18 protein-coding genes, 2 tRNA genes and 3 pseudogenes are annotated in these 19,252 nt (G+C 32.4%); 12 read left to right on the forward strand and 11 right to left on the reverse strand.

The window, feature by feature from the left end:
- The first annotated feature begins 13 nt into the window (after positions 1-13).
- Positions 14-1,372, forward strand: a complete 1,359-nt coding sequence (gene mgtE, locus BN1066_RS13140) for a magnesium transporter (protein WP_077319930.1) — start codon at positions 14-16, stop codon at positions 1,370-1,372.
- Between the two features lie 251 nt (positions 1,373-1,623).
- On the opposite strand, the gene BN1066_RS13145 is transcribed toward mgtE, so the two are convergent.
- Positions 1,624-1,713 (reverse strand) — tRNA-Ser (locus tag BN1066_RS13145).
- Positions 1,714-2,055: 342 nt separating this feature from the next.
- Here BN1066_RS13145 and purU point away from each other — a divergent pair.
- The gene (gene purU, locus BN1066_RS13150; protein ID WP_077319931.1) at positions 2,056-2,955 is read left to right on the forward strand and encodes a formyltetrahydrofolate deformylase; all 900 of its coding nucleotides are present in this window, start codon (positions 2,056-2,058) and stop codon (positions 2,953-2,955) included.
- Between the two features lie 100 nt (positions 2,956-3,055).
- Here purU and BN1066_RS13155 read toward each other — a convergent pair whose 3' ends face one another.
- Positions 3,056-3,292 carry a hypothetical protein gene (locus BN1066_RS13155; protein ID WP_077319932.1) on the reverse strand — a complete coding sequence of 79 codons (237 nt, stop codon included), beginning with the start codon at positions 3,290-3,292 and terminating at the stop codon, positions 3,056-3,058.
- A gap of 916 nt (positions 3,293-4,208) precedes the next feature.
- Between BN1066_RS13155 and BN1066_RS13160 the strand changes: the two genes are divergently transcribed.
- A complete protein-coding gene (locus BN1066_RS13160; protein ID WP_077319933.1) occupies positions 4,209-4,823 on the forward strand; it encodes a PH domain-containing protein in 615 nt (204 codons plus the stop codon).
- Positions 4,824-6,080: 1,257 nt separating this feature from the next.
- On the opposite strand, the gene BN1066_RS13165 is transcribed toward BN1066_RS13160, so the two are convergent.
- The gene (locus tag BN1066_RS13165; RefSeq protein WP_077319934.1) at positions 6,081-6,467 is read right to left on the reverse strand and encodes a DUF1259 domain-containing protein; all 387 of its coding nucleotides are present in this window, start codon (positions 6,465-6,467) and stop codon (positions 6,081-6,083) included.
- Positions 6,468-7,107: 640 nt separating this feature from the next.
- On the opposite strand from BN1066_RS13165, the gene BN1066_RS13170 reads away from it, so the two are divergent.
- The 4 genes from BN1066_RS13170 (at position 7,108) to BN1066_RS13180 (ending at position 9,657) form a co-directional block, all read left to right on the forward strand.
- Positions 7,108-7,617: a ClbS/DfsB family four-helix bundle protein gene (locus tag BN1066_RS13170; protein WP_077319935.1), complete on the forward strand. Its 510-nt coding sequence runs from the start codon at positions 7,108-7,110 to the stop codon at positions 7,615-7,617.
- A 1,157-nt stretch (positions 7,618-8,774) separates the two neighbouring features.
- Positions 8,775-8,963, forward strand: a complete 189-nt coding sequence (locus BN1066_RS13175) for a phage holin (protein WP_342745611.1) — start codon at positions 8,775-8,777, stop codon at positions 8,961-8,963.
- 59 nt (positions 8,964-9,022) lie between these two features.
- Entirely contained in the window at positions 9,023-9,286 is a 264-nt protein-coding gene (locus BN1066_RS19915) for a glycoside hydrolase family 25 domain-containing protein (protein WP_143695823.1), read from the forward strand.
- Positions 9,220-9,657, forward strand: coding sequence for a GH25 family lysozyme (locus tag BN1066_RS13180; RefSeq protein WP_077319936.1), 438 nt, complete (start codon positions 9,220-9,222; stop codon positions 9,655-9,657). Before BN1066_RS19915 ends, BN1066_RS13180 begins: the two co-directional genes overlap by 67 nt.
- Before the next feature lie 449 nt (positions 9,658-10,106).
- On the opposite strand, the gene BN1066_RS21105 is transcribed toward BN1066_RS13180, so the two are convergent.
- The 3 genes from BN1066_RS21105 to BN1066_RS20845 are packed head-to-tail and all read right to left on the reverse strand — an operon-like array spanning position 10,107 to position 10,722.
- Positions 10,107-10,211, reverse strand: a complete 105-nt coding sequence (locus tag BN1066_RS21105; RefSeq protein WP_342745626.1) for a hypothetical protein — start codon at positions 10,209-10,211, stop codon at positions 10,107-10,109.
- Positions 10,208-10,426, reverse strand: coding sequence for a hypothetical protein (locus BN1066_RS20840; RefSeq protein ID WP_077319938.1), 219 nt, complete (start codon positions 10,424-10,426; stop codon positions 10,208-10,210). The genes BN1066_RS21105 and BN1066_RS20840 overlap by 4 nt, the downstream gene beginning before the upstream one ends.
- On the reverse strand, positions 10,399-10,722 hold the full coding sequence (locus BN1066_RS20845; protein ID WP_077319939.1) for an HNH endonuclease signature motif containing protein: 324 nt from the start codon (positions 10,720-10,722) through the stop codon (positions 10,399-10,401). Before BN1066_RS20845 ends, BN1066_RS20840 begins: the two co-directional genes overlap by 28 nt.
- 358 nt (positions 10,723-11,080) lie before the next feature.
- On the opposite strand from BN1066_RS20845, the gene BN1066_RS13205 reads away from it, so the two are divergent.
- On the forward strand, positions 11,081-11,644 hold the full coding sequence (locus BN1066_RS13205) for a hypothetical protein (protein ID WP_077319940.1): 564 nt from the start codon (positions 11,081-11,083) through the stop codon (positions 11,642-11,644).
- 454 nt (positions 11,645-12,098) lie between these two features.
- Here the strand turns inward: BN1066_RS13205 and BN1066_RS20850 are convergent.
- Positions 12,099-12,206, reverse strand: a pseudogene (locus tag BN1066_RS20850) (excalibur calcium-binding domain-containing protein); the annotation flags it as partial.
- Positions 12,207-12,314: 108 nt separating this feature from the next.
- A pseudogene (locus BN1066_RS21295) lies at positions 12,315-12,573 on the reverse strand (thermonuclease family protein); the annotation flags it as partial.
- Positions 12,574-13,014: 441 nt separating this feature from the next.
- Here BN1066_RS21295 and BN1066_RS20855 point away from each other — a divergent pair.
- Together BN1066_RS20855 and BN1066_RS13225 are read left to right on the forward strand one after the other, a co-directional pair.
- Positions 13,015-13,407, forward strand: a pseudogene (locus BN1066_RS20855) (hypothetical protein).
- A 320-nt stretch (positions 13,408-13,727) separates the two neighbouring features.
- Positions 13,728-14,423, forward strand: a complete 696-nt coding sequence (locus BN1066_RS13225; protein ID WP_077319942.1) for an uberolysin/carnocyclin family circular bacteriocin — start codon at positions 13,728-13,730, stop codon at positions 14,421-14,423.
- 126 nt (positions 14,424-14,549) lie between these two features.
- On the opposite strand, the gene BN1066_RS13230 is transcribed toward BN1066_RS13225, so the two are convergent.
- Together BN1066_RS13230 and BN1066_RS13235 are read right to left on the reverse strand one after the other, a co-directional pair.
- Positions 14,550-14,879 carry a hypothetical protein gene (locus tag BN1066_RS13230; protein ID WP_077319943.1) on the reverse strand — a complete coding sequence of 110 codons (330 nt, stop codon included), beginning with the start codon at positions 14,877-14,879 and terminating at the stop codon, positions 14,550-14,552.
- A 236-nt stretch (positions 14,880-15,115) separates the two neighbouring features.
- A tRNA-Thr gene (locus BN1066_RS13235) sits at positions 15,116-15,188 on the reverse strand.
- Between the two features lie 568 nt (positions 15,189-15,756).
- Here BN1066_RS13235 and BN1066_RS13240 point away from each other — a divergent pair.
- Both BN1066_RS13240 and BN1066_RS13245 read left to right on the forward strand, forming a co-directional pair.
- On the forward strand, positions 15,757-16,140 hold the full coding sequence (locus BN1066_RS13240; RefSeq protein ID WP_077319944.1) for a hypothetical protein: 384 nt from the start codon (positions 15,757-15,759) through the stop codon (positions 16,138-16,140).
- Positions 16,141-16,853: 713 nt separating this feature from the next.
- The gene (locus BN1066_RS13245) at positions 16,854-17,042 is read left to right on the forward strand and encodes a hypothetical protein (RefSeq protein WP_077319945.1); all 189 of its coding nucleotides are present in this window, start codon (positions 16,854-16,856) and stop codon (positions 17,040-17,042) included.
- Between the two features lie 328 nt (positions 17,043-17,370).
- Here the strand turns inward: BN1066_RS13245 and BN1066_RS13250 are convergent, their stop codons facing one another.
- A complete protein-coding gene (locus BN1066_RS13250; RefSeq protein WP_077319946.1) occupies positions 17,371-19,149 on the reverse strand; it encodes an alpha amylase N-terminal ig-like domain-containing protein in 1,779 nt (592 codons plus the stop codon).
- Positions 19,150-19,252: the final 103 nt, after the last annotated feature.

The raw sequence follows: 19,252 nt of genomic DNA on the forward strand, positions 1-19,252 counted from the left end.
AGGTGAGATTTAAATGACGCTTTCTATGACGAAAGATGAAGTAACACTTGCAATTATTCAATATTTAAAAGAAGGTAAGAAAAAGTCCTTTCAGGATATTATAAATGAGTTACAGCCATATGATATGGCTGAGCAATATAAACATTTACCAAGTAAACACCGAAATAAGTTTCTTTTATACATGACCATTGAACAGCTAACAGAATTAATTGGAGAATTAGATAAGGACTACCAATTAGATATTTTACAAAAACTTGGCATTGAAAAATCAACCAAGGTTCTTGACTTAATGGAAAATGATGATTTAGCTGACCTTTTATCTGATTTAGATGCAGATAAAATGGAAGAATTAATATCTGAAATGAAACAAGAAGAATCTGAAATTGTTCAAAACTTAATGAACTATTCATCTGAAACCGCTGGAAGAATCATGAACAATCGGTATGTATGGATACCTAAGCATTTTTCAGTTAGAGAAGCAGTGGATAAGCTAAAACATTTCGCTGAATTGGCAGAATACCTCAATTATCTTTATGTTATTGATGATCAGAAGAAATTAGTGGGAGTTGTCTCTTACAAGGACTTACTATTAGGGGATTTACAAGATAAAATTGAAGATATTATGTACAGCAGAGTAATCAAAGTAAATGTACATACAGATCAAGAAGAAGTGGCTAAATTAATTAGCCGTTATGATTTTATATCCATTCCTGTTGTTGAAGAAGGGGATATTCTAGTTGGTGTCATTACAGTTGACGATATTATTGATGTCTTCATTCAAGAAGCGGATGAAGATATTGGAAAATTATCTGCTTCTGGGAAGGCAATTGATTTTAATACAAAACCTTTGACCGCTACATTACGACGCTTGCCTTGGCTTATTTTATTATTATTTATTGGTCTTGTTTCAGGAAGTATTATAGATGGATTCTCTGCAACCTTGGAACAAGTTGTTTCTTTAGCTTTTTTTATGCCCATGATTGCGGGAATGACTGGTAATACAGGAACTCAATCTCTTGCTGTTGTTGTTAGGGGACTAGTGTCTCAGGACTTGAATTTTAAACAAGTAATAAAACTCATACTTCGTGAATTTTGGGTAGGCATTATTATTGGTGTTATTTGTGGTATATTGATTTCTATTATCGCACTGGTCTGGCAAGGCAGTCTTACACTAGGAATAGTGGTAGGAAGTTCTTTAATGTTAACTTTAATAATTGGTACTTTATCAGGGACAATTATTCCTTTAATTTTATATAAATTTAATTTTGATCCCGCTATTGCCTCCGGCCCTTTGATTACAACAATTAATGATATTTTGTCTCTCCTTATTTACTTTGGAATTGCAACTTTGTTTTTATCAGAATTAATGTAGCTAAGAAACCTAATCCTTACTTTATAAGAATTTATTCGAGAATTCCCGGTTAGTTATGTTTATATAGCTACTTTACGGAAGCCAGCTATATAAATTAGCGAATAGTAGTTAAAACAAATAATCTTTCCATATAGAAAAAGAGAAGAAATAAATCTTCTCTTTTTTGTGGTGATGTTGTTTAAACATATAACATTATAGACTTCTACTATCAAGATTTTATATCAGTGAACAATAAATCAGTAAACCTCAAACGGAGAAGGTGGGATTCGAACCCACGCGGCGCTTGCACGCCCTAACGCATTTCGAGTGCGTCCCCTTCAGCCGGGCTTGGGTACTTCTCCCTATATAATAATTAACTCACAGTAAAATATTTTAAAGGAAATAACACTGTTTGACAAGTCATTTAACTTAAAATTAAACAACTGAATTTCCTAATTCCTTCTTTTTTAAAATAAACAACACGGATCATTTGTTTTACTTCAGATAACAGTTCTTCAAACTTTTATTTCAAATAATTAGGTTAGCGCTGTGATTTACAATGTAAAATAAATAAATATGTTTTTCCGACGCTTTTCATTTCCCAAATTTCAAAGTTGTTTTTACATTAAGAAGGCAGAGACCTTGACCGAATTTAGAGAATAGAATAAAGTAATATACATAAAAAAATGATTGAGGTATCGAAAATGAATCAGTACATGAAAGAAAACATACAACAGTTTCAAACAGAAAATGAGAATAAAGCACGTTTCTTAATAAAGTGTCCAGATCAACCAGGCATCGTTGCTGCAGTGTCTGATTTTTTATTTAAGCATGAAGCGAATATTATCGCTTCTGATCAGTATACAATTGATCCTGATGGTGGGCAGTTTTTTATGCGGATTGAATTTGCATGTCCAAATTTAAAGGAAAAGTCAGAAATGCTGGAACAAGAATTTCAACCAATAGCGGAAACATTTTCTATGGATTGGCAATTATTGTATGTCAGTCAGCTCAAAAATATTGCTATCTTCGTATCAAAAGAACCGCACTGTCTTTTAGAGTTATTATGGGAATATCAAAGTGGTGATTTAATGGCTAATATCGCTCTAGTCATTAGTAATCATGAAACGTCAAGAGAAACAGTGGAGGCATTGGGTATTCCGTTCTATTACATTCCTGCTAATAAAGATATTCGCCAACAAGTGGAAGAAAAACAAATACAATTATTAGAAGCGAATCATGTAGATTTAATCGTATTAGCTCGCTATATGCAAATTCTTACTAGTCATTTCGTTGAAAAATATGAAAATAGAATTATTAATATTCATCACTCATTTTTACCTGCTTTTATAGGAGCAAAACCGTACGAACGCGCTTATCAGCGTGGGGTGAAAATGATTGGTGCAACGTCACATTATGTAACCAATGATTTAGATGAAGGTCCAATAATTGAACAGGATATTGAAAGAGTCACTCATAGGGACAGTAGTGACGATATGAAAAAAATTGGACAATCCATTGAGCGTACGGTACTTTCGAGAGCAGTAAAATGGCATTTACAGGATCGAATCATCGTTCATGGAAATAAAACAATTGTGTTTTAGTAAATTGAATCATCGGTTCTTTCGTCTTTAAGTTCGGTTTTTTCACAAACGAAGAACATTTTAATAGCCTACTTTTAAATGGTAGGCTATTTTGATTATTTTAGTTTTGCATGACAAAGTTTCCATGCAGATTTTGCTTAGCAGCTCCACGCGGCATAAGTGTTCCTGGAATCATTCCTTTATCTCCAGCTTTTAATGTTTTCGGGGTATGTTTTCCAAAGTCAACAAGAAAAACATGATATGCTTCATTTTTCTTACTTATCCTCACTTTAGACCATTCCTTTCCTTTATATGTATTTGCTTCCCAAGCATAAACTTTTTTACCGTTTGTTTGCATTACATAACCGTTCCAAGTCACTTTTTTACCAAATAAGTGTTTATCCTATGTTTTATCTTTCTCACTGCTGCTGAGCTTTTTGTACGCTTTTGTAAAGCTAGCAAAATCTTTCAGTGAGTTGATTGTTTTTTGCTGTTGTTTAGATAACTTCTCACGAGAGGAGTTTTTGTAGTTTCTTTTCTTATCATCATCTTCGTCATCATTTGTTTTATCGTCAAGATTATTTTGTACAGCTATTTTTCCTTAATTTGCAGATTGTTCTTTCATTTCTTTTGGAGTAGTTATAACAGCAATGATAAACAAAACGAAAGAAACAATCGTGATGAACCCGCCAGTACTTTTTCTTTTTGATCATACCTATTATCAACAAAATGATACCAACTAGAATACCAAGCGTTCCAATTGTACCCAATAATGTACTTAGAACTACCATACATATTCCTCCATCCAAGTAATGGGATTACAAAGAAGAATCGATTTATATGTTTTTTTACCACTAAAAGTAAGAAATTTTAGTAAAAAAGTTGGGGGGAGCTAGGTCTGCAATTACAAAAAAATGATTAAATTAGTAAAGTCCATAAGCTTATTTATCATAATCATAGATGAGTAAAGTAAGAGATTAACTAATAAGAATCCTTTATTTTTTTAGTAGTTTATCCCGCATGTAAGGTGCCGTAAGACTCCCACTTCAAGAGCCTTGAGTTGATACAAAAGGTCTAAGTGGGAGAAAACGGCACCTAAATGCCCGATTGGTTCAACTAACATTCAGTAGGAGATGGAAGAAAACTCCTACTGAATGAAGGTTCATTTTATAAGATGGTGACAATCTACCAGTAAAAGTTGCCAAAAATAGGTTTTGTTTGCCTATATATGCGATATGATAAAATAGATATGTATAAACGTTAGGAGGTTAATGATGTTTAAAAAAATTGCAAGTGATGCTTTAGGCCTAAGTGATATCGGAAAGATTATCTCCCCGGAAGATTTTGACAAGACAGAGTCGGATGATTATGTACTTCACGAAGAAGGTGAAAAAATCCACTTTTTAATTAAATCGAAATCGGATGAATACTGTTTTACTAACCGTGCCCTAATCCATCTTGATGGTGAAAAAGCGACAAGTAGTAAGCGTAATATATACCGTTATGATTATTACTTATATCCGATAAAAAATGTATCGGTAGAAACAGCTGGAACTGTCGATTTAGATTTAGAAATAAAGTTTACGATTGGTAAACAACCTATCTCTGTCGATATCAGCAAGAAGGAAGGAGAAGCGATTGCAGATTTATATAAATCATTAGTAGCTATTTCGCATATTCAAGACGAAGACAAGCGAATGGCCGAATTTGCAAAAGATAGTTTACAAGTATCACAATCTTTGTTTAAGGATAATCGCTTTCAAGAAGGAAATATATCAAAAGAATTTGAGCAAGCAACAAAGTTTGCATACGATTGGTATAAAACGACATATGAAGAAAATACACAAAAAGATTTTGGGGAAGTTTTTGATAAATATATTCAAAATTAACGGTAGCTTAAGTTTGGCGTGGATAAGTTATTAGGAGATAGTGAAGAAGAGTAAACTATTCTCAAGCTTCTTTTGTTGATCAATGACTATAAGGAAAATAAACATAAGCGTAGTTACCGTCTGTAAAACAGCTGGAAACTACGCTTCATTTTTATAAGAGGAAAATGCGCGAGGAGAATGTTATTGGAGTGATTCTATTCCTGAATCTATAGAATGTATTAATATATTCGTTGACTTTTTATTTTCCACTGACATCAAGTACTTTACCAAGTTTCTTATCAGTTCGTCCGCTGTAACCATCGCTTCTAACTTTTGTTCTACACCGAAAAAGCAAAATCTACGACTTTATATGGATGATGCAAAGTTTTAGTAATAAATTTGCTTAAGAAATGGGTTATAAGTCGTATTTTTTCGTTCTATGCCGACTATTTGAAAATTGTCGTTATAGCATATCATTTTCCTATAGAAGCGATGAAATCAACCTCTTTAATTCCTGCATGATGACGGTTACATTTATATTTTCTTTATTTTAAAATTATTATATCTAACAACTCTTAGCCGGTAATTATGACTTAGATAATATGGACACTAATTTAAAAATGATAGTTACTTCTAGCATGTACCCCACTGGATAAAATTTAATATTTCAATAATCATGGATAATATAAACGGTCACACTCAAGTTAAAGCTTGGCTGTTTTTTCTTTTTTAAATAATAATTAGTGGATTAGAATTAGAAACAGTTATTGTTTCTCCAAACTTGGTAGAGTTCATTGCCCCTATAGTATAGTTTGAAAAATACTAGTTTATGAATGAACCCAAGGATTACACTCTTTGAAAAAAAGAAAAACATAGAATGCAAGAGTACGACAAAATACTACAAGTGCAAACTATAAATCCGAGTTTGAAAGTGTTTCAACGACCAAAATACAAGGGTATCATCATATATGAAATCCTAAGATTATCCGGAGATAAGGCAGTTACTTGCTAAGGAATGCTAAGATTTAACCCTAATCTAAAGAACGGGTTACAAAACGGAAAAAACATCCAAGCAAAAACAGGAAAATGATACATGGAAAATGGATGAATTTAATACTATGATTTATATAAAGGATAAAATGCTCTTTAATAAGATAAGTAACCGTTCTAGTGATTGAACGATTAGAAAGGCAACATTGCTGCTATTTTTAAATGATAAAGGATAGTTTCACTAAAAACCATTTGTGACATTATTTGAAATGTCACAAATGGTTAGTCTTATAATATTCCTACTTCTTTAGCAGCTTCAAAACTGTTCCTAGCAAAAACAAAAGGATTACCAACATTCTCCCAGTGCATATACATTAAGCGTGGTTCTTCAAAAAGCCAATGGTTATGAACTGCTGTTACCGTAATCCTTCTTTTTCGTAATGCAGAAATAAAAGGATTAATTTCTTTTTGGAGGATGACGGTCTCACCTAAGTTTAGTGTCCTTCCATTTCTGTTGTTTTCAAAAGAAAGCGCGAAGGGAAGGGCTAAAGGGGAACGAGTACGACGACCTAAAATGGAAGCATTAATTCTTCTTAGGCGCTGAACTACACAAACAGGAGCGGCAGTAATAACCTCTCCGCCGATAATATTTGCTAATCGTTGACAGGTTGACAAATTGTTAACCTCCTTTCTATGAATCTTCTATAAGATATGAAAAAGAATGAGAGCCTGTCTAGGTAGCTATATTAAATTTTTTATAATTGAATTCAGAACCTAAGATTGTCCGAAGTTGAGGTTGATTAAATTGTTTTTAGGTGATGCAAAAATGGATGCAAATTTAAGCCAATACTTTCCTTTACATAAAGACCCTTTGCGGTTTTTTTGCTTGGCTTTTTTGGTTAACAGAAAGAAGCTGCTGTAAGAGAGAAAAAGCTTTACCAAACAATTGATGACCAAATGGAACGTTAAAGAAGTTCAGCGAAAAATAGGACATTATAATTGCTAGGTTTCTCGGTAAAGGTATCGTTCAAATGCAGAACATCACCTATATAATCATGGGAGAACAACTCCAGGTAACTTAGTCTCACTAATACAAAGCCCGGTCAGTTGCTGCACAATTACGGACTAGCCGTTGATTATTTTTTGATAAGCGATGATGGCAACAAACCATTAAATAATAAGTGGCACAGGGTTGTTGCTACTATTAGTGATTTCTTGAATGAGTCTCTGGACTTTTTTTCATAAAAAGTTACTAATACTATTATGTTTTTATACTATATACTGAAAGTATCCAAAATAAAGGTGTGAAAGAATTATGAAACAATACTCAAATGCTGAAGAACTAATTAAATCTATCAATGAGTCTTATAAGAAATTTATTGAAGAATTTAAGATGATACCTGAAGAGCTGAGAGATAAGCATATTAATGAAGTGGATAAATCACCATCTGAAATGCTTGCTTATCAATTGGGGTGGATTAACTTGTTGCTATCGTGGGAAAAAGACGAACAATGTGGACTTGACGTAAAAACGCCTACTCCAGCTTACAAATGGAATAACTTAGGAGGGCTTTATCAATCATTTTATGAGCAATATGGTTTTTTAACCTTAAGACAGCAGGAGGAAGAGTTGACAAAGTTAATCTGTAAGTTAATCGAATGGATAAATCATCTTTCTGAAACAGAATTATTTCAACCAGAACAGAGAAAATGGGCCACAACAAAAGCAATGTGGCCTGTTTGGAAGTGGGTGCATATCAATACAGTTGCTCCATTTACGAATTTTAGAACTAAAATTCGTAAATGGAAAAAAATAGTTTTATAAAAATAAGTATCCATAAATTTAGACGAAAGCCAAATAGAGTCTATTTCTTTTAATTGATAAGAAATAGACTCTATTTGAATTTCCTAGTGTCCATACTTTTTATATTATAAAAATTCCTAAAATAGTTGTGTATCCATAACATTTTTTCTATTTATATAATCACTTAACAAAAGCCTTCTTGAAAAAGTATTTGATGTAAAGACTAATAAAAAAGCCCACTACCGAATTTTTTCGTTAAATATTCCATTATTTCTTTTGCGTTTTTTTCTGATTACAGGATTAAATAGTCTGTTTTACTTCTCTGTTCACAGGTAAACAAGTAGGAAGAAAACATTTCATCTGCTGGCAGTTTAACTATCTGTATATTTATTCTACATTTGTTTTCTTTAGTTCTTTAAGTTCATCTATCGCTATGGTTAACATTCTTTCGATTATTTCAGTATATACTTCTTAAATGGTGCAGATTCAAATTGTTTCTGGCCTCGTTCTTAAATTAGTAATGGCCATCGATATAAATAAAGAGTAGCAATATATTTTTTTGTTTGCTCGGAAAAAATAGAGGAATTAAAAAATACCGCCCTTGAATTAATCAAAAGCGGTGTTATATTAATGTTTTGTATGATGCTAGTGAGAGGATTCGAACCTCCGACCCCTTCATTACGAGTGCACTACATTGAAAATACTATAACGGTTTCGTGAATGAAAAGGTTGATGTATCAGCTTTTCTTTAAGTTGATGCTTTTTCCTATATGCTTTATTTGATACATTTTTATATTTTTATTTTGAGTTTCGCCCCAATTCACCCCAAACAAAAACACCATATTCATGGTGATTAAACGTTCTTTTTACCATATTTTTGTTCTAAGATATTAGCAGCGTTTTGATCTGCTTCCTTTATATCCGGAAAGGGGTTGACGATATTCGAATAGGTTTATAAGCAACGAAAAGAATATTGCGTACTTATCAGAACGAGTAACCAGGGTAGAAGAAAGTAGCAAGCAGGCTCATAAAAGAATCGACAATATAGAGAATTAAACGGCTAGTCCAATCGGGCAAGCTGTTTTTTAAATATTTTATATCAAGGAGGAATTATTGTGCAAAGAAGAAATCATTTTGGCTGGCTTTAGTTCCTGCAATTATATTGTTGGTACAAATTGTTGCGGGTTGGTTCGATATATAATATTGCTGCTGATTTTATTAACACAGAAGCTACTAAATTTATTAATGCTGTTTTCGCTGTTCTAGTTATTTTGGGTATTGTTAATGACCCAACAACAGCTGGTTTAAACGATAGTAATCAGGCTTTGAATTATAAAAAGCCTAGAAAGGATAAAGATCGTAATTAAGGTGCTCATATTCATGAGTGCCTTTTTTATCTACAAAAATTCTAAAGGGAGAGGTAGTTATGGGACATATTATTGATATTTCACATCACCAAGCAACATCTAGTATTAATTATGATAAGCTAGCCAAGCAGGTTGATTTAGCTATCATTCGTACACAATACGGCTCTAATTTAATAGATCGACATTACAAAACCCACCATAGAGAGTTCCAAAAGCGTGGCGTGATGCGTGGGTTAGAGGTGTTTCTAATAACGATATGGAAGTTGAAGCAACAGACTTTTATAATCGTACAAAGCAATTCAACCCTACATTCTGGTTTTTAGATGTGCAAGAACAATCAACGAAGAACATGCGGTCAGGTGTAAAAGCTTTTGCTAAAAAGCTCCGTTCTTTAGGTGCTAAAAAGGTTGGCGTTTATATTGCGCATCACTTGTATACTAAGTTTAATTTAGATATGAGGGATTTTGATGCTGTATGGATACCTCACTATGGTTCCAACAACGGTAAACCTACTAGTAAACCAAAATTTAACTGTGACCTGCACCAATACACAGACTGCGGTCGATTAAATGGCTACTCGGCGAATTTAGACTTAAATCAAATTATTAACAATAAATCATTGTCTTACTTCACGGATGGTAAACAAGCACCTAAAAAATCTAGTAACAAAAAGAAAAGTACATCAAAAGTATAAACAGTTAAATCTGGCGACATATTAAGCGGAATTGCAAAACGTTATGAAACAACCGTAAACAAGCTAGCGCAGATTAACGGTATAAAGAACCCTAATAAGATTTATCCTGGACAGAAAATCAAAGTAACAGGTTTTCCTGCCAAAAAATCCAGTAAAAGATACCACACTGTTAAAAGTGGTGATACGGTTAGTGAACTAGCTGTTAAATACAGCAGCACGCAGAAACAAATTCAAAAGTGGAATAAGCTTTCCAATCCAAATAAAATTTACGTTGGTCAGAAATTGAGGGTTAAATGATAATGTTATTATGTGAAGTATATGTATTTCCTCCAAAAACAAAGTCTATAATCATTAGTAAAGTTGATTTTCCTATAGAGTTTGATCCTTCGTCATCCCCTAACACAACATTCAAACCCTTGTGAAATCTTATGGGGCCCTCTAGGAATATTTTACTTTCTATCCTTGTTAACAAATAAAACAACTCCTCTAACAAAATCTACTTCGATGACATCAAGTAGGTATAATACGTCAAGTGAATAAATGAATTCATCTATTTCATCAAAATTATCTTGAGTGTTTTTTTAGACATCCATTCAGTAAGTTGCTCATCCAGTCTTAAAGCATTCATTCCTAATTGTGTAGATACATCTATCTCAAAGTCTTCAACTAGTTTCGTAATTACTTCTTTAATTTCTGTTTCTATTTGATAATCCCTGTATTTGCCTCTTATTTCATTTTTACTTAGTAAATTTTTTTTGATATTAAACAACTTTCTGTATCCCTTAACTGTTCTAGGATATCAAACATCTTATGGCAATCTCTACATAAAGCAATAATGTTATTCAAATGATTGACATCATCATGTAGTTTCTTTTCATTCTTTAATAATTCTTTTTCCTCGTCAGAAGGGTTTAATGGATATATATGAGCTCCCTCAAATAATTTATGTTGCTTTCCTTGTTTTTTATACATTAGAGACTTTGCGCATAACGGGCACATATTTTCAACTTCTGCAAGAAGAGAGGCACTTTCATTAGAAGTTAATTTTTTTCTTTTTTGTTTCATTTAAAAAACACACCATCCTTAAAGCAAAAGTACTATTTTATCTTATAATTTATAGTTCGATACTTATACAAAATCCTCTTTTTACCAATAATTTTGCTGTTTTACCCACAACAAAACCACCTCCTATAACCATAATCGAAATGAGTTACGGGTAGGTGGCATTTTTTATTTTCCATAAACAATTCAATAAATTTTGCGATTTAGTATAACGCAATTCATTAGTGAAATTCATAAAAAGTATTATTAAAAAAGTCCTTTCCTTAGAATTATGTAAAATTAAAACCATTTTTTCAAAAATATAGAAAAAAGTAAAATAATAGTATATAATACTAATTAATAAATTTTTTGGGGGATGGATTTGAGAAAGTTATTTTTATCTTTTATTGTATTTGCATTATTAATTACAAATTTTAGTATTCCTGTAAATGCATCTGAAGCTAACGTTTATGACGAGAAAGAGGTAGAAGAACTAGCTAATGTATTAGAAATCTTGTTTGACAAGAGCATAGTTTATGGTATTGATGGGGGACCCGTCGGTTACAGTAGAGGGATTCTTGAAAAAGAATTATCAAAATTTCCTGAGTATATATATCTAATAGACGAATTAGAAAAAGAGGGAGTACTTATAGATGATAATAGATTAAATCAATCATCTATTCAAATAAGATCCTTAAGAAGAGAAAATCCAAAGTGGGTTAATTACAGCGAACGTTGTATTAGAAAAGGATTAAGTAACGCATTTGGTCCAGCAGCAATCACAGGAGTTTGGGAAGCTATCAAAGATGGAAATTTTAAAAAAGGCGCAAAGAAATTATTAAAATTAGGTGTAAAGGGTTCTATTCCGGGAATTATGGCAACAGCAATGTGGGAAGTAAATAAATGTAATTCTAAAGCAAATAAAAAATATAAAAGGTGGTTATAGGAGGAGCTTTGGAAAAAATAAAATCTTTATTTATAACTTATTTCGTCAGAATTCCGTTTGTATTTTCTATATCTTGGGTAATTTTTGCATATATTCGAGATGATGGTAGTTTGTCTAGTATTGTTCCAATAATCGGAGTTTACTACATCATTATGAGTATTTTAGGATATATAACCATTAAAACTGATTTTAAAAATAAAGAATAATTCATTGGCTTTTACAAAGCTAACAAGAAAATAATTTAAAATTAATTAAGTCTACTCTTACGGGTAGGCTTTTTCTATGGGAACACAGTTACTTTTCCAAAAGAAAAAGCTCTCTAAGCAAACTAGAGAGCTAAACTATTTAAACAGCTTCTTTAACAGTTTAAAAATATTAAATGTTGTTTTTATTATATACCTTGTTATGGCTGATTTTTTAGGATTGCGTAACCATACATAGCCTTTAGGCATTTTTAAGAGCCAGTGTCGCATCCTATACCGTCGCCGTCTCTATCTAGGTGTTTAGCGTAACCTGGTTCACCTCTGTGAATTGGGGCGGCTCCTGCTGCTCGTACAGCAGAACAGTTTTTATAATAAACTGAAGGACTTTCTGGCTTAGGCTCTGGTTTGGGTTGTGGTGCAGTTTTCTGTGGTTGTGGTTTAGGTTGTTCTTGTTTTTGTTCTTCCCAACCATTAAACCCGTCATCTGTTACATAACCGTTTGATTTCCAAATTGCAACTTTGTTATTTTTTGCGCTAGATTCTGCTTTTTCAAATTGGTCTAAGTAACGAGTGTTAGGGATATATGTAAGCCACGCGTGGCAATCCTTCTTTTAACAATGTTTCTTGAACAGACTTACCGTCAACGTATACATACGCTAGTAATCTACCGTATTTATCTTTAAGTTCCCCAACATCAAACTCAATTTCTAGATTACCACTATTAAGGAATACAGCGATTCAGAAAAAAGGTAGGGTTAAAACCATATTCAATAGATTCAGGCGATACAGTAGCCAGTGTCACTATAAATAACAAGACTTATTTTGGAGTGAATTCGAGTATTACAAAAGAATCACAAAAAGCAACTAGAGAATTAAGGCAAAAGTGGCTAAAAGAAGTCCAATGGGTACCGCCTAAAAAGAATAATCCTAAACATTTGGGACACGTGCAATCCCTGACTCATGCAGAATCACACTCTTTAATAAGGGCGTTTGAAAAACAAGGATTTTTCCTAAAAAGTTACAATATATGTTGATCGTAAACTTGCAATATATGTCGTGGTGGGCTTTCGGCTTTATTAAAAAGATTAGGCGTAAATGAGTTAGAGATTTTTAGTGAAGGAAATACAAAACCAGTAATAGTAAAAGCTATAAAATAAGGAGTTTAATATGGTTATATACGATGGACCAGTAGGGGATCCTGTTGAAAACCCGACTGAAACTTTTGTGAATGAAAAATCTCATATTTAATAAGGACGAAGGTTATTGGAAACAAGGTAGTGGGGATAGTTGATGGTTGCGAGGAAAGATTAATATTCTTTTATGATGAACCGTATGGATTTTTTATTATGCGACATCCAGATTATTTAGTACCAATTAAATGTTGAAATAAAAACAGTTGAACATTTAGTACGCGGAGAGCCAATAAGAATACCTACATGTAGTTATGTTGATAGTGAAACAACTTACCGTATAATAAAAGATTTTATCACCTTTAAATCAGTTTCAAATTTTATAGAGTGGGTCGATTTATACGATATAAACTTTGACCACGGATTTTAATTAATTTTACAATTTACGTAAACAAAATAAATACATAAGTATAGCTGGCAACGTTTGCCTTATGAGTGCATTATTGATGTGTTTATGCATTGATGTACAACTAGGGAAAGAAAGACTATGTTTTGAAAGAACAAAGAGAATTAACGGAAGGGGAAAGGAAACAGTTAAATTATGAGTTAATAGGCGAGATAGAAGTGGAAGAATAGCAACCTGCTATTCTTCCTTTCAAATTTTATGTTGCAAAATATTAGTAGTAAAGTAATATTTAGTTAAAATGGGGATTGGAGGAAATACTTTTGAAGAATTTATTTTAAAAAAACGTGGTTATCTTTTTAGTTATTGCTTTGGTTTTTTCAAGTTTAACTCCTTTACAAGACACAGTAAGTACGGAAAAAGTAGATGATAGTAGGCAGACTTATATTGATTATCAAACAGAACTTAAAATTACACAGTTAGAAAATAAGCTAGATCAGTATTTAGAGACAAAAGTACCTTTTACTGAACAAGAGTTTGAAAATATGTCTGATGAAGAACTAGAAGAAGCGGTCAATAAATACTTTGTTAACAATGATGAATTCTTAAAATTAGAAGAAGAAATGGGTGCTTTGGATACAGGTGATAATACAGAGTTTAAAACAATTGGCCCAGCTATAGTTCCAATAGGTGCTTTTATTGGGAGATTAGCTCTTAGCCTAATAAGATCTAAAGGGGTAAAAGTTGCTACTAAGTATTTAAAGAAGAGAATAAAAAAAATAGGAAAGAATTATAAAGTTAAATGGAATGTTAAAAACAAACATGGACAAATAAGAACTTTAGTAAGTGTTATAAGTAAGAAGTCAAAAAAGAAAGATAAAAGGGTATTTGCTATTGATAATGGGAAAATACCTCTTAGCCCAAAAACAAACCAATGGTTTTGGCATTTTCATGTAGCGCCAAATATATCAGTACATCGCTCTTTACGAGTAATAGTACCAAAAAAATATAAACCAGTTAAGGGAAAAACAGTATTATATTAACGATGTTGCACTATTATATAACTAAGTTTTACTAATAATAAAACAAGAAAATTTATTAAATTAAAAAAAGGAAATCCGAACTATTTTGTTCAAAATTCTTCTAGTAACAATAGTTCGGATTTCCTTTTATTTTCCAATGTTATTTTTTTTTATTTCCTCTATTATATCGATAGGATGCGTTGAATTCTCATCTGTGTCTACACCTGGTTCATTTGTGTAAGGCATACATAGGTTAGCAAACTTTTCTTCATCTTCTACTAAAGCAACGTAAGTGGTATACCCTTCAAGATCTGATGGGAAAAGATCTGCTTCTCCAATTTTATTTTTTAAAGCTTTATCAATTGCATTTTTTAATTCGATTAAACCTTGTTTATTTCCAATGATAAATGATTCCATGTGCCAAGACTCTTGAGCATAAATGTTACAAACACCCAAATGATCCGTATCAGAAGACATACAAACTCACCCCTTAATAATTTTATATAATATTAACAAATATTGATAAAAAAGTAATTAATTAATATAAGTCTTTTCTTTATATTAAAACAACAAACGTTATTATTCAATTAAAACCAGTAAAAACCAAAAAAACACGTTTTGGTCGGCAGATTGGTCGGCATAAAAACGAATTAAAATAAAAATGCTGCTCTTGAATTTATCAAGAACAGCATTATATCAATACTTTCCACTAATGCTGGTGAGAGGATTCGAACCTCCGACCCCTTCATTACGAGTGAAGTGCACTACCAGCTGTGCTACACCAGCAAAAAATGCTACATGAAATATAATACTCCTATTGAATACTTTCATCAACCCCTATGTATATAATAATAATAATCCTAAAAAAGGTACTTTTAAGTAAATTCAGATATTATATAGATAATAGATAGGAGGAGTAAAATGCTTACTGTTTTGAACAAGGTAATAATTGGATACAGAGTTTCAAAGGAAGGCAAGCAGAAATTTTGTTTCAGCAGAATGCCAAGGAAAAGTGGTTTAGCCTAAATAATTTATTATTTTGCAAGGTGGGATCCATCCATCCTAGAAGAAATGTTTCTAATCAGGCAAGATAGAGTTAATGAAATGGTGATTGGATACGTCAAATTATTGAATAAAAGGAGCATATATATGAAATCAAAAGTAACAAGTATGGAGTTCTTGCACTCCAAATTAAATATTTATTCAGATGGGGATGTTAATTTATCTTCTATTTTTGATTTTTTTAGCACTCATCTTATTATAAAAAATAACAACAAAATTAAGAATAGTCCCTTCTGATATATATTTATATCATTCAAATGAATTAGAAAAAATAACTTTAAAAAGGGAAAGGATGTATGCATCAGATTTTTTTACCATTAAAGCAAAAAAAGTCATGTTAAATCATCAAGAATATTTAAGGATTGATCAGACAGGTACCATTATTAGTTTTAGACCCAAAAAAAAAGAGATTCATATTCAATTACAACAGCAAGTAGACCAAAAAGATGAATTAACAGTAATTGAAATTATTAAAGATTTGGTACTAAGACAAAAAGAAAACAATGGAGTGGTTATATTGCATGCCACCTGTGCGTTTAAAAATAATCAAGCTTCAATAATAATCGGTTCAAAAGGAGCTGGAAAATCTACTACGTTACTTGAGTTTGTTCAGAAATCAGATTATAAATTTATGAGTGGGATAAGACGTTCATATGGATCGAAAATAATACAGTAGTTGCTTCTGGTTGGCCAGATTATCCACATTTAGGTTTAGGCACTATTTCAAAATATCCTGAGTTAGTGGAAAAATTAGATTTAAAAGAAAAAATAAAGACTAATATGGAAGATATCTGGTCAAACATAAAATAGCTGTTTCTCCTACTAAATTCAAACAGGTTTTTCCATGACTCCGCCTGGTTTAATTTGTTCGGTAGCTAATATGTATTACCCTAGATTACATGACTCTGATTCTTGTGTTTTAGTTAGAAAAGAAAATAAAGCTGAGTTATTATACCGCATGTTGAATCACTTTATAAAGAAGATGGTGATTATTGGAATAATTATATCGAATTATCAAAAGTCGGCTTACAAAAGAATAGTAAGGTAATTAATGCTCTAGAGAAATTGGAATCTTATGAAATTGAAGGTAATGGAATTATAGGTGAGAAAATGATTATATAAGCGCCTTAGATTACGGGGGCTGGAGTATTCCAAACAATTAAAAGCAAATCTAATATTAACCATTAAAAAGGAACATAGAAATTTAAAACATGTAATGTTTGGTTCCATAATATTTAGTGGTTTGTGCCTTAGTGCATTAGGTCTTTCTGCTTTTTTTCTATTTCGTTGATTTTAATAATACTTTATGGCTTTTTTATCTCAATATTTAATATAAATAATCCAACTTTATACCAATTAAATCCTCCTATTAAATGACGGGGTAGAGTAATGGCAGTAAGAAGTTTGGTATCTAAAGCTGGAATCCCTTTTGGAGCACTTATAGGTGGCTATATATTAGAAAGTGTTGGCGTAAATAATTTATTTATCATTTTGGGCTTGATCATGGTTTGTACTTGTATAGCAGGGTGGTTTTCACCTGTTTTTGACAATTTAAAAACCTCTAGTTATAAACTATGAAGTTTTGGGTTTCGATTACGGATATTAAAATAAATATTAAATATACAATGGTGAAGTAAAAATAGAATTATCCATGCTCATAAAGGTGCACGTGTTTTATCTCTTCAACTCATTTATGTTCCCATCATAGAGTTCGTTAAGATCAGAAGAAGGTAAGAACGCATCATAGAAGATGGATTCCGGGGAGCAGGTCTTCGCCTTCCATAAGTGGGAATAATCCATTAAGTTATTTGGGAAAGACCATTCATCCAAGTTTATATGTTATAAAACCTATAAATCAACAAACGCCATTTGGAGGTCGTATACTCAAATGGCGTTTTTATAAACCTTAAAAATTGGATTCGAAAATTCGATAACTAAGTGGTTGAATAGTTATTTCCCCGGAAAGTGCCTGCATAGATTTGGCTGGAGCCTCTTTAAGATCAATCTCCCATTCTGTCACAGCAGACGTTTCCTCAAATAAAGCACTACTTGGTACAGAAGCTTCCTTTTCTCCCGCATTTAGTATAAATACCATTCGCTTTTTACCATCGGTCTTTTCGTAACTAATCACATTGTTTTCATCGTCCGCGTATAAAAAGTGAAATGTCCCATTGTTGCCAAAAAGCGGTACGGTATTTCGCAGCTTAATAAGTGTTTGTACGTAGTGTAAAAGGCCCCGGTTCTGTTTTTCTTCGTCCCATTCCATACAAGCGCGACAATCTGGGTCATGTCCTCCGCGCATGCCAATTTCATCTCCGTAATAAATACAAGGAGTTCCAGAGAAGGAAAATTGAAAAAGATAAAGTAATTTAACCCGTTCGATATTTCCATTTGCTAATGTTAAAATTCTCGGTGTATCATGACTATCTAATAAATTAAACGCAACTTCATTGACGTTTTTTGGATACATATGTGACACTTTAGTAATAGAATTGATAAAGGCTGTTGCCTTCATGGTGTTTTTGGCAATAAAATCAATTACGCTATTAGTGAATGGATAATTCATGACTGCATCAAACTGGTCGCCTTGTAACCATGGCATGGAATCATGCCAAATCTCACCCAATATATAAGCATCTGGCTTTACTTCTTTTACAGTACGACGGAAATCACGCCAGAAAGTGTGGTCAACTTCATTGGCTACATCTAAACGCCAGCCGTCAATGTCAAATTCTTCTATCCAGTAACGAGCAACTTTTAATAGATAGTCTTTTACTTCTTGATTTTCTGTGTTTAACTTTGGCATGGAAGATACAAAACCAAATGTATCATAGTTAGGTGCCGGATCTGTTAAGACAGGAAATTCCCGAATATGAAACCAGTTTTTGTACTTCGAGTTTTCTTGGTTTTTCAATACATCCTGAAATGGTGGAAAATAATAGCCGCTATGATTAAAGACCGCATCAAGCATTACTTTAATTCCTCGCTCATGACAAGCTTCAACTAGCTTTTTAAACGTTTGCTTGTCTCCAAACTGCGGATCAATCTCCATATAATCAATTGTGTCGTATTTATGGTTGGAATACGCTTTAAATATTGGTGTGAAGTAAATGCCTGTTATTCCTAATTTCTCTAAATAATTTAAGTGATCAATAACTCCTTGAAAATCGCCACCAAAAAAATTGGTTGGTGTAGGGTTTGCAGATCCCCATGCTAACGTTCCTTTTGGATTCAATGATTTATCCCCATTAGCGAACCGTTCAGGGAAAATTTGATACCAGATTGTATCTTTGACCCATTTAGGTGCGTAAAATACATCAATTTTATTTAAAAATGGAAAACAAAAATAGTTCGCGATTTCCTTTGGTAATTTGTCAAAAATTCCGCCTTCACAATAAATACAGGATTCTGATCCGTCCGTACATATAAAAGCATAACGCAATCGCTTGTGTAGTGGCTTAATGACAATAAACCAGTAATCATGGAATTGGGTAGAACCAGTTTTGACCATAGGCTTTGTTGTTGTTTGCCACTCATCATTTTTCCAGTCATAAGGATCTCCAAATATTAATTCAACAGTTTCCATATCTTCTTTTTTTGTTTGCAACATAATGTGTAATGTATTTTCATCATATGCATAGGCAAAATTATTTTTTGGTCGGTGATAAATCGCTTCTTTTATCATTGCTGTGCCTCCAGAAAATTTATATATAGTGAATAATCTTCCACCGTTAGGATTCCTCTTTCTTCCGCATGATTAAATGAACAAAATCAATCATTCGACTTGT

The organism is Virgibacillus proomii (assembly GCF_900162615.1).
Lineage (GTDB): Bacteria > Bacillota > Bacilli > Bacillales > Amphibacillaceae > Virgibacillus > Virgibacillus proomii.